This is a genomic window from Arthrobacter liuii, assembly GCF_014639275.1.
Lineage (GTDB): Bacteria > Actinomycetota > Actinomycetes > Actinomycetales > Micrococcaceae > Arthrobacter > Arthrobacter liuii.
In genome coordinates, this window is sequence record NZ_BMFW01000014.1 from 59,447 (window position 1) to 73,299 (window position 13,853).

The 13,853-nt window shown below is 66.4% G+C and carries 14 protein-coding genes; 5 read left to right on the forward strand and 9 right to left on the reverse strand.

What is annotated here, in order from left to right; translation table 11 throughout:
* Nucleotide 1 precedes the first annotated feature (1 nt).
* The 5 genes from IEW19_RS14245 to IEW19_RS14265 all read right to left on the reverse strand — a co-directional run bounded on the left by IEW19_RS14245 (nucleotide 2) and on the right by IEW19_RS14265 (nucleotide 6,353).
* A complete protein-coding gene (locus tag IEW19_RS14245; protein ID WP_188572274.1) occupies nucleotides 2-1,093 on the reverse strand; it encodes an ABC transporter permease in 1,092 nt (363 codons plus the stop codon).
* Between the two features lie 127 nt (nucleotides 1,094-1,220).
* Nucleotides 1,221-2,861, reverse strand: coding sequence for an ABC transporter substrate-binding protein (locus IEW19_RS14250; RefSeq protein WP_188572275.1), 1,641 nt, complete (start codon nucleotides 2,859-2,861; stop codon nucleotides 1,221-1,223).
* Nucleotides 2,862-3,111: 250 nt separating this feature from the next.
* Nucleotides 3,112-4,245 (reverse strand): tRNA 2-thiouridine(34) synthase MnmA, encoded by a 1,134-nt coding sequence (gene mnmA / locus IEW19_RS14255; protein WP_188572276.1) that lies wholly within the window; start codon nucleotides 4,243-4,245, stop codon nucleotides 3,112-3,114.
* A 165-nt stretch (nucleotides 4,246-4,410) separates the two neighbouring features.
* Nucleotides 4,411-5,640 carry a cysteine desulfurase family protein gene (locus IEW19_RS14260; RefSeq protein ID WP_188572277.1) on the reverse strand — a complete coding sequence of 410 codons (1,230 nt, stop codon included), beginning with the start codon at nucleotides 5,638-5,640 and terminating at the stop codon, nucleotides 4,411-4,413.
* A gap of 47 nt (nucleotides 5,641-5,687) precedes the next feature.
* Complete coding sequence (locus tag IEW19_RS14265; protein ID WP_188572278.1) at nucleotides 5,688-6,353, reverse strand: helix-turn-helix transcriptional regulator; 666 nt, start codon at nucleotides 6,351-6,353, stop codon at nucleotides 5,688-5,690.
* 88 nt (nucleotides 6,354-6,441) lie between these two features.
* Between IEW19_RS14265 and IEW19_RS14270 the strand changes: the two genes are divergently transcribed.
* Nucleotides 6,442-6,864: a hypothetical protein gene (locus IEW19_RS14270; protein WP_188572279.1), complete on the forward strand. Its 423-nt coding sequence runs from the start codon at nucleotides 6,442-6,444 to the stop codon at nucleotides 6,862-6,864.
* Nucleotides 6,865-6,969: 105 nt separating this feature from the next.
* Here IEW19_RS14270 and IEW19_RS14275 read toward each other — a convergent pair whose 3' ends face one another.
* Nucleotides 6,970-7,563, reverse strand: coding sequence for a hypothetical protein (locus tag IEW19_RS14275; RefSeq protein ID WP_308419997.1), 594 nt, complete (start codon nucleotides 7,561-7,563; stop codon nucleotides 6,970-6,972).
* A gap of 311 nt (nucleotides 7,564-7,874) precedes the next feature.
* Between IEW19_RS14275 and IEW19_RS14280 the strand changes: the two genes are divergently transcribed.
* The 4 genes from IEW19_RS14280 to IEW19_RS14295 all read left to right on the forward strand — a co-directional run bounded on the left by IEW19_RS14280 (nucleotide 7,875) and on the right by IEW19_RS14295 (nucleotide 11,017).
* The gene (locus IEW19_RS14280) at nucleotides 7,875-8,822 is read left to right on the forward strand and encodes a J domain-containing protein (protein WP_188572280.1); all 948 of its coding nucleotides are present in this window, start codon (nucleotides 7,875-7,877) and stop codon (nucleotides 8,820-8,822) included.
* A 21-nt stretch (nucleotides 8,823-8,843) separates the two neighbouring features.
* The gene (locus tag IEW19_RS14285; RefSeq protein ID WP_188572281.1) at nucleotides 8,844-9,311 is read left to right on the forward strand and encodes a tRNA (cytidine(34)-2'-O)-methyltransferase; all 468 of its coding nucleotides are present in this window, start codon (nucleotides 8,844-8,846) and stop codon (nucleotides 9,309-9,311) included.
* 211 nt (nucleotides 9,312-9,522) lie between these two features.
* The gene (locus IEW19_RS14290; protein WP_142031745.1) at nucleotides 9,523-10,131 is read left to right on the forward strand and encodes a sigma-70 family RNA polymerase sigma factor; all 609 of its coding nucleotides are present in this window, start codon (nucleotides 9,523-9,525) and stop codon (nucleotides 10,129-10,131) included.
* Nucleotides 10,132-10,141: 10 nt separating this feature from the next.
* A complete protein-coding gene (locus tag IEW19_RS14295; RefSeq protein ID WP_188572309.1) occupies nucleotides 10,142-11,017 on the forward strand; it encodes an anti-sigma factor in 876 nt (291 codons plus the stop codon).
* 107 nt (nucleotides 11,018-11,124) lie between these two features.
* Here IEW19_RS14295 and IEW19_RS14300 read toward each other — a convergent pair whose 3' ends face one another.
* Genes IEW19_RS14300 through IEW19_RS14310 form a run of 3 tightly spaced genes read right to left on the reverse strand, consistent with a single transcriptional unit; the run spans nucleotide 11,125 to nucleotide 13,661 of the window.
* Entirely contained in the window at nucleotides 11,125-11,904 is a 780-nt protein-coding gene (locus tag IEW19_RS14300; protein ID WP_373283611.1) for a PIG-L deacetylase family protein, read from the reverse strand.
* A gap of 4 nt (nucleotides 11,905-11,908) precedes the next feature.
* Nucleotides 11,909-12,856 carry an electron transfer flavoprotein subunit alpha/FixB family protein gene (locus IEW19_RS14305; protein ID WP_188572282.1) on the reverse strand — a complete coding sequence of 316 codons (948 nt, stop codon included), beginning with the start codon at nucleotides 12,854-12,856 and terminating at the stop codon, nucleotides 11,909-11,911.
* A 13-nt stretch (nucleotides 12,857-12,869) separates the two neighbouring features.
* Complete coding sequence (locus IEW19_RS14310; RefSeq protein ID WP_188572283.1) at nucleotides 12,870-13,661, reverse strand: electron transfer flavoprotein subunit beta/FixA family protein; 792 nt, start codon at nucleotides 13,659-13,661, stop codon at nucleotides 12,870-12,872.
* Nucleotides 13,662-13,853: the final 192 nt, after the last annotated feature.

The window sequence follows — 13,853 nt, forward strand, 5'->3', positions numbered from 1 at the left end:
GTCAGTACCTCACGCGGGGGTCGATCAGCGCGGCGATGATGTCCACGATGAAGTTGGTGACGGCGACGATGACGGCCAGGAGCACCACAATGCCCTGGACGGCCACGAAGTCGCGCGCCGTGAGGTAATTGGCCAACTGGAACCCCAGGCCTTTCCATTCGAAGGTTGTTTCAGTGAGCACGGCACCGCCGAGGAGCACCGCGATCTGCAAACCCATGACCGTGATGATGGGGATCAGTGCAGGCTTGTAGGCGTGCTTGGTGACCAGCCGGAATTCGCTGACGCCCCGCGAGCGCCCGGCCTCGACGTAATCCTTGCCCAGGGTGCCGATGACGTTGGTCCGGACCAGCCGGAGGAAGACTCCCGCCGTCAGCAGGCCCAGGGTCACTGCGGGAAGGACAGCGTGGGACATGACATCGCTGAACGCTGCGGTGTTGCCGCTGCGCAGGGCGTCCAGCCAGTAGATGCCGGTGGGTGCCTCAAGCGCGGTGAGGGACAGTTCGGTCCTGGTTCCGGCGCGGCCGGCTACTGGAAGCCAGCCCAGCCACACCGAGAACACCAGTTTCATTAGCATGCCCGCGAAGAACACCGGGGTGGCATAGAACAGTATGGCCAGGATCCGGAGCACGGCATCCGGCAGGTGGTCGCGCCGGTGGGCGGCGATCATCCCCAGCGGTATCCCCACCAGCAGTGCGACGATGAGGGCATTGATGGCCAGCTCCAGTGTGGCGGCCCCATATGTGGTGAGCATCTCGATGACCTTGCGGTTGTCCGAGAGGGTGGTGCCGAAGTTGCCTGTGGCCAGTTGGCCCAGGTATTCGAAGTACTGCACGAGCAGCGGCCGGTCGTAGCCGGCGGCGTGGATCCGTTCCTGCAGCTGATCCGGGGGAAGCCTGCCGCCCATGGCGGCTGTAATGGGGTCGCCCGTGACCCGCATGAGGAAGAACACCATGGTGACGAGGATGAGGATGGTGGGGAAGATCAGCAGGAAGCGGACCAGGATGTACTGGCCCAGCCCTCCGCCTGCCTGCTTTTTCGTGGGTGGAAGGAGTGCGTCCGCGTCACTGGGTGGCGCGTCAATCAAAGTTGTCATCGGTACCTGGATTCGTGGTGACCGGGAGCCAGCAGTCCCCTCGGTGCTGGCTGATGACCGGCAAAAGGCGGGACACCGTTGCGGCGTCCCGCCTTTGGCCTGTCAGAGCCCGATGGGGGTGGAGTGCTTACTTGGACAGGACGCCAAGGCGTGTCTTGAAGGACGGGTCAAGGGTCTTTTCGACACCCTTGACGTCCTTCCCTGCCACCAGCAGCTGTGAGCCCTGGAGGAGCGGCAACGTGGAGAGGTCCTTCGCAACAGCAGTCTGGACGTCGCCGATCAGCTTCTGGCGTTCGGTCTTGTCCGGGGTGGTGAGCTGCTTCTGGACCAGGTCCGTGACGGTCGGGTTCTCGTAGTGGTTCTTCAAGAAGTTGCCGGGGATGAAGAACGGCGTGAGGTAGTTGTCTGCGTCCGAGTAGTCCGGGAACCAGCCCAGCTGGTACACGGGGTAGGCGTCGGCAGTCCGGGCCTTGGAGTAGGTTACCCATTCGGTGGACTGCAGGTCCACGGTAAACAGGCCCGACTTCTCCAGCTGTTCCTTGACCATGGCGTATTCGTCACCGGAGGACTTGCCGTAGTGGTCGGGGTTGTACTGCAGCTTCACCTTGACCGGGCCGGTGACTCCGGCGTCTGCCAGGACCTTCTTGGCCTTGTCCAGGCTTGGCTTGCCGCTGCCGTCGCCGTACATCTCCTTCATGGGCTGGGTTGCACCCGGCAGGCCGTCCGCGACCACGGAGTACGCGGGGACGTAGGTGCCCTTGTATACCTGGTCGGAGATGGCCTGGCGGTCCACGATGTCAGCCATGGCCTGGCGCACCGCCAGGGCCTTGGCGGGGTTGGCTTCCGGCGTCTTGGCGCCGAAGGGCATGGTGTCGAAGTTGAAGACGATGTACCGGAGCTCGCCGCCCGGGCCCTTGTAGACCTTGACCTTGGAGTCCTTGCCCAGGTCGGCGGCGTCCGTGGCGGTCAGGCTGCGGCCGGCAACGTCGATGTTGCCGCCCTGGACGTCCAGCTTCAGGTTGTTGGAGTCCGCGTAGTACTTGATGACGGCGCTGTCATTGGCAGGCTTGCCCAGCAGTCCTTTGTAGTCCGGGTTGCTCTTGAGGCTGACTAGTTCGTTCTTCTTGTAGGAATCGATGGTGTACGGGCCTGCGAAGGGCTTGGCGGCGACGATATCTTCATCGCTCATCACTTTGTCGGCCGGGAAGACTTCCTCGTCAACGATGGGACCGGTGTTGGTGCCCAGGACGCTGGGGAACACCTGGTCATTGGCGGCCTTGAGGGTGAACACCACCGTAGTGTCGTCCTTGGCCTCAACCGACTTGAGGTTGGACAGCAGGGACGCGGGGCCGTTGGGGTCATCGATCTTCACCACGCGGTCGTAGGAGAATTTCACGTCCGAGGCGGTCAGCGCATGGCCGTTGGCAAACTTCAGGTTGGGCTTCAGCTTCACCGTGAACTCGGTGGGTGCAGTGAAGGAAGCGGACTCCGCAATGTCCGGGCTGACCTCGGCAGAACCCGGCTTGGAGTTCATCAGGAAGGGATAGACCTGGTTCATGACCAGGAAGGAGCCTGCGTCGTAGGAGCCGGCGGGGTCGAGGGTGACGACCTTGTCCGTGGTTCCGAAAGTGATGGCACCGCCACCGGCGCTGCCGCCGCTGGACGTTCCGCCTCCGCCGCCCGAGGGCCCGGTGCAGGCTGTCAGGGCCAGGGCGGAGATGCCTGCCAGCGCGATGGCGCGGTGCAGGGCCTGTGTGCTCTTGATCATCTGTGAACTTTCTGTCCGATGAGTACGCGCGCGCCGAGGACATGGGTGTGCCCCTGCCACGGCGCGCAGTGCTGATCCCTAGATTCAATCAGAGAGCGGGCACTCAGGACGGCCAATCCTGTGAGTTGAAACACAAAATTTATCTCGTCGATATCAACGGCCGGAAGACCAGGCCGGCGGGGGCAGGCTTCCGGGCACAGCAAGTCACCGTCCCGGCAGCGGCCGGGACGGCTGTCCTGGATTCAGTGGGCTACAGCGCGGCCCGCTGGAGTGAGCGGGCGGCGTCTATGGTGGCCTGGCCGAGCACCCGGCTGCCCTGGTAGAGCACCACCGTCTGCCCCGGAGCCACACCGCGCAGTGGAGTCACCAAACGGACCACCAGTTGGGGTCCGGCTGCGCCTCCGGTGGCGGGCTCCAGTAGGGCGGTGGCCGGGACCGGGTCCCCGTGCGCCCGGACCTGCGCATAGCAGTCGAACTCCGCACCGGTTTCAACTTCGGCGATGGGAAGGCCTGCCCAGGACACCTTGATGCCGCGGATCTCGTCGATAGCCAGCAGCGCCTCTGGACCCACCACCACCTTGTTTTCCTTGGGCCGGATCTCAAGGACAAAGCGGGGCTTGCCGTCAGCAGCAGGTGTGCCGAGCTTGAGTCCGCGCCGCTGGCCGACGGTGAAGGCGTTGGCGCCCGGGTGTTCCCCCACTTTAGCGCCGGTCTCGTCCACGATGTCGCCGCTGGTCATGTCGATTTTTTCGGCAAGCCAGCCCGCCGTGTCGCCGTCGGGAATGAAGCAGATGTCATGGCTGTCCGGCTTGTTGGCGACGGACAGGCCCCGCCGCTCCGCTTCGGCGCGCACCTCGGCCTTGGACGGGGTATCTGCCAGCGGAAACATGGAGTGCTTGAGCTGTTCATGGGTGAGGACGCCCAGGACGTAGCTTTGGTCCTTGGCCCAGTCGGCTGCCCGGTGCAGTTCCCGGTTGCCGTCAGCGTCTTCGATCACCTTGGCGTAGTGCCCGGTGCAGACGGCGTCGAAGCCCAGGGCAATCGCCTTTTCGAGCAGGGCGGCGAACTTGATGCGTTCGTTGCAGCGCATGCAGGGGTTGGGCGTCCTGCCCGCAGCGTATTCGTCGATGAAGTCCTGGACGACGTCTTCCTTGAAGCGCTCGGAGAAATCCCACACGTAGTAGGGAATGCCCAGGATGTCGCAGGCCCGCCAGGCGTCCCGCGAGTCTTCGATGGTGCAGCAGCCGCGGCTACCAGTGCGCAGGGTGCCCGGCATGCGCGAAAGGGCCAGGTGGACGCCGACGACGTCGTGCCCGGCCTCGACTGCGCGGGCGGCGGCAACGGCGGAGTCGACTCCGCCGCTCATGGCTGCTAGTACTCGCATGCTGGCTTTCTGTTGGGGGATACTTGCTTTCCGGGGCCGTGCTGGATGCACCGGCGGTGGAAACGATCTTTGCCTATCCATTCTACGGTGGGAGGCAAATCAGCCGGCGGCTGCACAGTGGGCCGCAGCGCGGAGTACGTCCAGTGCCCGCTTAAACGCCGCGGATTAAACGCCGCGGACGGCGCGCCGCGCCACGGTGCCCGCGGTCTGGATCGAGGACTCGTGCCCGGCCATGCCTGCCTGGCGCGCCCGTGAATAAGCTTCGGGCAGTGCCGCAAGGAGGGTGTCGACGTCGGCCTCAGTGGATGCGTGCCCCAGGCTGAACCGCTGGGCTCCGCGGGCCGTTTCCTCGTCCAGGCCCATGGCCAGCAGCACGTGCGAGGGCCGGGGAACGCCTGCGGTGCAGGCTGAACCAGTGGATGATTCGACGCCGGCCAGGTCAAGGAGGAACAGCAGCGAGTCCCCTTCGCAGCCCGGGAATGTGAAATGTGCGTTTCCCGGAAGCCGCTGTTCGCCGGGCGCGCCGCGGAGGACGGCCTCGGGAACGCGTTCGCGGACGCCATCGATCAGCCGGTCCCGCAAGGCAGCGATCCTTGCTGCCTCGGCGGGCAGCTCAGCGGCAACGGATTCCGCGGCGGCAGCGAAGGCGGCGATGGAGGCGGTGTCCAGGGTGCCGGAGCGGACGTCTCGTTCCTGTCCCCCGCCGTGCTGCACCGGGGTCAGCTTGACTGCCCGCCCCAGCAGGAGGGCGCCCACTCCTACCGGGCCGCCGATTTTGTGTCCGGAAATGGACATCGCGTCCAGGCCCGAATCCTCGAAGTGCACCGGCACCGAACCGAACGCCTGGACGGCGTCGGAGTGCACCGGCACGCCGGCCGCATGCGCCAGTTCAACCACCCGCTTGATCGGCTGGATGGTGCCCACCTCGTTGTTGGCCCACATGACGGTCACCAGCGCCACTGTGCCGGGGTCGCGGGAGAGCTCCGCTTCGAGGACCCCAAGGTCCAGCACGCCCTCGCTGTCCACCGGCAGCCAGGCTACCTCGGCGCCTTCATGGCGTTCGAGCCATTCCACAGTGTCCAGCACTGCGTGATGTTCGACGGCGGAGCACAGGATGCGGCGCCGCTTTGGGTCCTGTGCCACGCGGGACCAGTACATGCCCTTCACGGCGAGGTTGTCAGCCTCTGTTCCTCCGGAGGTGAAAATGACCTCTGAGGGATGGGCGCCCGCCGCTGCAGCAATGGCCTCCCGGGCATCCTCAACGGCGCGGCGGGCCCGGCGCCCGGATCCGTGCAGGGACGAGGGGTTGCCGGTCCGTGCCAGCTCACGCGTCAGGGCGGCGAGCGCAGCACCGGAAAGCGGCGTGGTGGCGGCGTGGTCGAGGTAGGCGGGCATCCCCCAATTCTATCGCGGCCGGCTGCCCCATCCGCGGCGTGGAGCCATCAGCCCCCGCCCGTGATCCTTGCGCAGCAATGGCCGGGTCCGGCAGCCGCGGCAACGCGGTCTTCCGGACTGCCGCACCCCACTGCCGCGCCGCGCAGGAAGGCGCCGTTCATGTCGCACACCACTGCCGCGTGGGCGCGCGAAAGCCGGTGGAAAGGGCAGTTGGGAAGCACGTAGCCGCCCTCGCCGTCGGGCTCAGGCTGATAGCCGGCTTCGGCAAGGAACTCCTCCAAACCCGCGGAGGCTTCCGCCAGTTCCCGGCCTTTGCGGAACGCGACGGCGCGCAACGTTTCCCCCACCGGGCCGCCTTCGGCCTGCGTAACCTCGATGGCAGCGGCCAACAGCTCTCCGGCGAGGTCATAGTTCCGGTCCGGCACGGACGCTCCCACTTCATTTCCCACCGGCCGGTACATCTTGGCCGGACGTCCGGATCCCGGCCCCGTCCTGCCCGCCGGCTTGTGGAACTCCACGGCCAGCAAGCCGTCCTGGACCAGCTTGTCCAGATGGAAGGAGACGGTGCTGCGCGCCATGCCCGCCGCCTCAGCCACCTCGTCGCGCCCTACCGGCCGGGGCGAGGCGGCGACCAGTTCGAAAAGCTGCAGCCTCTTGGCGTCCGTCAGTGATGCGACGGCAGCAATCCTGTCCGCCCAGGGAAGTCGGTACATGGCACTCCAATTCCAAAGTCAAGATCTCTTGATTATAGAACGCGAGATTTCTAAAATTGGCATACCTACTTTTAGAAGGAGAACCACCATGGAATCAGCATCAGCAATGCGGGCCCAGCATGCACCAGCCACCATGCCGCCGGCGCGGCAGGCGTTCTTGTTGCTACGCACCGTCTTCACTGTCGCCCCGATCCTTTTCGGCCTGGACAAGTTCACCAACGTCCTGACTCACTGGACCGTCTATCTCGCACCCCAGGCCACCGCCGTCGTGCCGCTGCAGCCGCAGACCTTCATGTACATCGTGGGTGTCGTGGAGATCATCGCCGGCATTGCCGTGGCCGTCCGCCCCAAGTACGGCTCGTTGCTGGTGGCCGCCTGGCTGGCAGGGATCATCGTCAACCTGGTCCTGCTCGGAAGCTTCTACGATGTGGCCCTGCGCGACTTCGGCCTGCTGATCGGCGCCCTGGCCCTCAACCGGCTGTCAGTGGGACCCAGCCGAACCACGGTATAACCGCGGTCATCCGCCGGGGCCGGAACGCCCAGCCAAAGGGACCCACCGGCAGTTGAGCCCGCCAACCGCCGGCGGTTTCTTGGCGCCGTGACCCCGGGCGCCGACTCAAGCAGACGGAGGCACCAACGGCAGGTACCGGACCACGTCATGGCGCGCCGAACCGAGTGTTGCCGCATCCGGGCAGGACACGGAAACATAAGCCGACGAACCTGCGGTGCCAAAAACCCTTGCCAGCACGGCAGTGGACCTGCCACCGGGAGCGGTCTGCTCCAAGGCCAGGACCTCCACGTTCTTGCCTGGAGTATCCGGCGTACCGCCCCACTGCAGGGTTGCCGTCGTCAGGTATGAGGACTGGATGGTTGCGTCCAGGTACTGGAAAAGGGCAACAGTGGACTCCCTGTCCCCTCCGCGGACCAGCGGGGCCTGCCCGGTACTGACCCTGGCAGCCACCACGCAGCCATCCGCCTTGGCGTATTGGCTGGCACCCGCCACGTTCTCCCTTACCATCTTCCAGCCCGGCGCGACTTTCAGCTCATCCGAAATGCCCACGGGCGCTCCCGGAGCCAGGGTGCCGCCGGCAGCAAAGGGCAGGTCCCGCGCCGCCACGGCGTCGGCGTCATGGCCAGGGGTGATGGTTGGGGTGGAAAGCACCGGCGTACTCGCCGGGGCGGCGGTGACGGAAGGATCCCGGACGTCCACGCTGCATCCGCATAAAAGCAAGACCCCCAGGCAGCCAACCGCAAGCGGCACTCTCCCGCGCCCTGCCCTGCCGGACCGTCCCGCCGTCGTCGGCATATCCGTCTCCACTTTCGCCACATCCCCTTCGAACGGCGTCAAGCCGTGCACGCACGAGTCTAGACGCGGGCCACCCGGGGAACCCTCAAGCCCGTGATGTTCGTTGTCACCGCAGGCGCACCATCCATGCTGGCTAGACTGGGCGGGCACTTTGCTTTCCCGCCGGGAACAGGAGGCCGCGCACTAAGAACGCGCACTAAGAAAAGGAAGATTGCTTGACTGAGAGCAGCAGCTCCCACTACCAGGTCCTTCGAGTGGCAGTCACCGCCACCGAAAAGGAAATCAAGATGGCCTACCGGCGCGCGGCCAGGACGGCCCACCCGGACCACGGGGGCGACGCCGCAACCTTCCGCCGCGTCACAGCTGCCTATGAGACCCTGATCGATCCGCAGCGCCGGAAAGCCTACGACCGCTCCTATGGCGCGGGTACAGTCCGGGACGCTTCGTCCGACGACGGCGCCCACTTTGACGCCCCGGCCGCGGGAAGCCGGGCCTCCGCCACCGTCCGCAGGCCAGGCAGCGCCAGGAACACCGCGGGCGACCCGCCCGTCTACGTGCCACCGTACGAGGGAGCCGGCACCGGAGTCCCGCTCATTCCCCTTGCGCAGGCACGCCAGCAGGTGCACGGGCTGCCCCGGAAACGGGGAATCTTCGGCGCCGAGGCACGCATCCAGCGCGAAATGCGCACCGTCCAGCTGCTGACCCGGCAAGTATTGCCGGGCATCCCGGCAGCACGGCTCATCAACGGACTCCAGTCGCCGGCGGACAACAGCCACATCGACCACGCGGTTCTTTCCGGCTATCGCCTGGCCCTGGTCAACTCGATGCTCCTGCCCAAGGGCGCCTACGCCTGGGACGGGAGGACACTCAACCACGGCGGCCGCGCGGTGGCACCTCCGCAGCTCACCCGGGTGGTGTGGGCCATGCAGGAGATCTTCCCGGAGCTCAACGTCACGGGCTGGACTGTCGTGCACAGCCCGGAGGGCAACCTCCACGAGCCAGTGATCGACCATCACTACCGCTCCGCAGGCGCCCTGGAGACCGTCCAGATTGTCAACGCGGCGGGCCTGGTGCGCGGCCTCAAGGAATTCCTGGCGTCGGGCCCGGCACCCAATACCGTCAACGTCCCGGTCCTGGCCAGGCTGCTCCGCGGCATGCACTGACGCGGTAGCTAGGATAGGAAGGTGTTCCGCATCCTTTTCCATGCCCCAGAAATCCCCGGCAATACCGGCAACGCCATCCGCCTGGCCGCCATCACCGGTGCGGAACTGCACCTCGTGGAACCCCTGGGCTTCGATTTCTCCGACGCGAAGCTGCGCCGGGCGGGGCTCGACTACCATGACCTCGCCGTCGTCACCGTGCACAAGAGCATTGGGGACGCGTGGGAGCACCTCCTGCCCGAACGCGTCTACGCGTACACCTCGGACGGGACCACCAGCTATACGGACATTGCCTACCGCCCGGGCGATGTCCTGATGTTCGGCCGCGAATCAGTTGGCCTGCCCCCGGAACTGAAGACCGATCCGCACGTGACCGCCACGGTACGGCTGCCCATGCTGCCGGCCCTGCGTTCCCTGAACCTGGCAAATGCCGCCTCAATCGCCGTGTACGAGGCGTGGCGCCAGCAGGGTTTTGCCGGGGCCACGCTTTAGGACGCCAACGTAGGGCCGCAACTGCTGCCCGGGCAAATTCCCTGTCCGGCGACCCATCCACCCCGTCCCCGGCGCCGAATGGCTTCTGAAGGCATTCAAGCGGAGCAAGGAGCGGCAGGTGACACTACTGGAAGCGGGTTCCAGGCATCACAGCCGCAGCCCGGACGTCAGTGCTGAGGATTCGCTGCCCGGAGACTTATGCTTGGACGTAATGGAAACTCCCAACGCGCCGAATTCCGAGGGGTCCGCCGCGGTGACCGACCCACCTGCTGACCTCAGCCAACGTCTCTCGGTCCTGCTGGCGGGCATTGCCCGCGGGGACCAGGCGGCGTTCGCCGAGTTCTACCAGCTCACGTCCCGCAGGGTCTTCGGTATGGCCCGCCGCGTCCTGATCGATCCCGAACTCAGCGAAGACACCACGCAGGAAGTCTTCCTGCAGGTCTGGCAAAACGCGGCGAAGTTCGATCCGCAGGCAGGGAGCCCGCTCTCCTGGCTGATGACCATCTCGCACCGCCGGGCAGTGGACAAGGTCCGGTCGTCGCAGTCCTCCACGGACCGGGAAGCGAAATATGGGGCCAGCACGCAGGACATCGACCATGACAGCGTTTCTGACGAGGTGGGCAGCCGGTTGGAGGCTGAGGCGGTGGTCCGCTGCCTGGGGACGCTGACCGAAACACAGCAGGAATCCGTGCGCCTGGCCTACTACGGCGGCCTCACCTACCGGGAAGTCGCAGAACGGCTGAATGCAGCAGTGCCCACCATCAAGTCCCGCATCCGCGATGGACTGATCCGATTGAAGACCTGTTTGGGGGTGAGTTGAGATGAGCGAAATGGATGAAGGCCGCAACGGCCAATCCGGTCCCTTTGGTGACACTGTCGCCATGGATCTTGCGGCAGGCCGTGCCGTCGACCTCGCCGAGCTCTACGCCCTGGATGCGGTCACGGAACAGGAACGCGAGGCCATCGACCGCTATATCACCACAGCCCCCGAGGCAGAACGCCTGGCATTCCTGGCGCGCGTCCGGCAGTCGCGGGACGTGCTGGCCCGCACTTTCCGGGTGGAGGAGGAACCGCCGTCGGACCTGTTCGAGCGGATCGTCGCCCAGCTTCCCGACCCGCTACCCCGGCAGGAGGGAACCCCGGGTGGAGACGCGCCGGCGCCGGCCGGGAGCACGGCACCGCCTTCCCAGCAGGGCACTCCTGGGCTGGAAACCCCTGATGAGCTGGCGCAGGCCCGCAAGCGCCGCGAGCAACGGCGCGGTCCCTCCGGGACCCGGCGGTGGCTGATCGGAGTGGCAGCAGCAGCAGCGATCGCCCTGGGCGGTGTGGGCGTGGGTGCCTACATGGCCGACCAGAACGATCCCGTTAACCAGGTGGCAAGGGCCAGCGACCTGCGCGAGGCCTCCGTGAACGTGGTGGGCGGCGGCAAGGCCACCCTCCTGATTTCCGCGTCCGAGGACGCGGCCGTGGTGAAGATGAGCGACGTGCCCGCTCCCCCCGCGGGCAAGGTCTACCAGATGTGGCTGATCCCCAAGGACGGCTCCGCGCCCGTATCGCAGGGGTTGATGGACGAGCAGGCCCTCTCCAAGCCTGCCGTGGTCCAGGGCATCCACTCCGCCGCCTCACTCGGAATCACTGTTGAGCCGACGGGCGGCTCCAAGGCGCCAACGCTGCCCACCGTGGCCGCGGCCACGCTCGGAGCCTGATCCGGCACGCCGCCCACCACCGGCAAGCAAACGGCAAAAGCGCCCCCGGTTCCTTCCTGGCGAAGGATCCCGCGGGCGCTTTTCCGCGCATAAAACCGGCGTCCGCGCTAGAACCCCGCGATCGTCCCGGGACCGTTCACTGCCACCACGTGGAAGGCTTCCGCACTGCGCCCGTCCGGCAGTGCTGCCCTGGCGGCGTTGAGCCGCATCCCCTGGCGGACGGTGGCTTCCATGGCGGCCACGTCAGGGTGCTGGCTGACATGGACATGGATGGCGGCCAGCTTGGCGTCCACCTGCGCGGTGACGTCCACAAAGTGGTTTTCGCGTTCCTCCGGTCCCGCGTACAGCCACAGCCACGGGAGTTTGTAGGCTTCCAGTCCGGACTCTGCCAAGTCGGGATAGGCAAACGGGTTTTCGAGCGCCGGATAGACGGCGCGGGTCACCGCCTCCCCCACGGCCAGGTGGTCGGGGTGGCTTTTTTGGATCCGCTGCCAGTTCCGTTCCGGATGCATGGCAAGGACGACGTCGGGGCGGATGTGGCGGATCAGCCGCACCACTTCCTTCATCACCTCGTGCGACGGCTCGAGGTACCCGTCCCGCTGGTGCAAATAGTGGATGTCGGTGACGCCTACCAGACCGGCGGCGCGGCGCTGCTCGGCGTCGCGCATGGCGATGATGTCCGCGCGGTGGGCCGGGTCGAAACCGCCCGCGTCGCCGTCGGTCATGATGCAGTAGCTCACCTGCACGCCTGCCGCCGTCCAGCCGGCGATGGTGCCGGCAGCGCCGAAGTCTATGTCGTCAGGGTGGGCCGCAAAACAGAGCACCCGCCCAACCCGGTGCATGTCCGGGTTGAACGGGCTCCGTGCCTGCCCGTGCGAGGCAGTCAAAGAATCAGCCTTTTCGCTTCTTGATCTCGGCCGCGGCCTGCGGCAGGACATCGAAGACGTCGCCGATGATGCCGAAATCCGCAATCTCGAAAACCGGGGATTCGGCATCCTTGTTGACCGCCACGATCACCTTGGACGTCTGCATGCCGGCCTTCTGCTGGATGGCACCGGAGATCCCCGCGGAAATGTACAGCTGCGGGGAGACCGTCTTGCCGGTCTGCCCCACCTGGGCGTCGTGGCTGATCCATCCGGCGTCCGTGGCGGCACGGGAGGCACCCACGGCAGCGCCGAGGGCATCCGCCAGCTCTTCGACGGGACCAAAGTCGCCGTCCATGCCGCGTCCGCCGGCCACCACGATGCGGGCGTCCGTGAGGTCGGGCCTGCCGCTGGCGACCTTCTGCTCCCGGGCGGTGATGCGCGCGGTTGCGCCGACGGCAGGAACCTCCACGGTTGTGGCCTGGGGCGTGGTCGCGGCAGGTGCCGGTACCGGGGTGACGTTGTTTGCCTTGAGGGTCAACACGGAAACCGGGGTGGTTGCCTTGCACGCAGTGTTGTAGGAGCCGGCCAGGACCGATTTGTGCGCGGTTCCGTCCGGATCCACGGCGACGACGTCGGTAATGACGCCGGCGCTCAGCCGGATGCCCAGCCGCGCGGCGATCTCCTTGCCTTCCGGCGAGTTGTCCAGCAGGACGATGTTGGCACCGGTGGCTTCGGCGGCGGCGGCCAGGTAGGCGGCTTTGGGTGCCACCAGGAAGTCATCCAGGTCCTGGGCCGAGGGCCGCACGATGCTGCCCACGCCGTATTCGGCGAAGGTTGCCGCGGCGCCGTCGGAAAGGTCTCCGTTGAGCGCCACGGTGCTTTCGCCCAGGGAACGGGCCAGGGTCAGCAGCTCAAGGCTGCTCTTCTTGAGCGACGCGCCCGGGTTGTCGATGAATACGAGTACTTTTGCCATGTCGATGTCCCTCTTAGAGCAGCTTCTGGGCGGCCAGGAAGTCAACCAGCTTGATGCCGGCGTCGCCCTCGTCGGTGATGATGGTGCCTGCAGTCCTGGGCGGCCGCTGTTCGGCGGTGGTCACGGTGGTCCAGGAACCCGCGAAGCCCACCTGCGCGGGGTCCACGCCGATATCGGCAAGGGACAGCGTAGTGATGCTCTTGCGCTTGGCCGCAATGATTCCCTTGAAGTTGGGGTACCGGGGCTCGTTGATCTGGTCCGTGACGGACACGACGGCAGGCAGCGGCGCCTCTACCGTTTCCGAGGAAGTGTCGGCGTCGCGGCGGGCCGTCAGCCGGCCGCCGTCGACCTCCAGCGTGGAAGCAAAGGTCACCTGCGGCAGCCCAAGCCGCTCGGCCAGCTGAGCCGGAACAAGCGAGGTTTCGCCGTCGGTGGAGGCCATGCCGGTGATGACCAGGTCCACGTCGCCCAGGTGCCGCACCGCGGCCGCGAGCGCAAGCGAGGTGGCTGCGGCATCCGAGCCCGCCAAGGCGTCGTCCGTCAGGTGCACGCCTTCGGTGGCACCCATCTGCAGGGACTTCTTGACGGCGTTGACGGCTCCGGCTGGGCCCATGCTGAGGGCGATGACCTGGTTGCCGGCCTTGCTTCCACCCCGCGCCTCGGCCAGCTGCAGCGCTGCCTCCAGGGCGTATTCGTCAAGCTCGGACAGAATGCTTTCGTCGCGGTCCGCGGTGTTGCCCTCCCCGTTCAGGTGACGGTCGAATTGGGCGTCCGGTACATGTTTGACCAGGACTACGATCTTCAATGTCTCTTCCACTGTTTTACAGCAGCCTTCCATGCTTGTGGACAGCCAGCCGGGTGGGTCATGGCCGCGGAATGCCCGGCTGGCGGGTAGCTCCTAGCTAACCATATCGGCGCGTCCCAGCGTCCTCTTCCGTTAACCCCTGTGTCAGCGCTTCCCCCGGGAACCACATGACGACGGCGCCGCCCCCTCGGT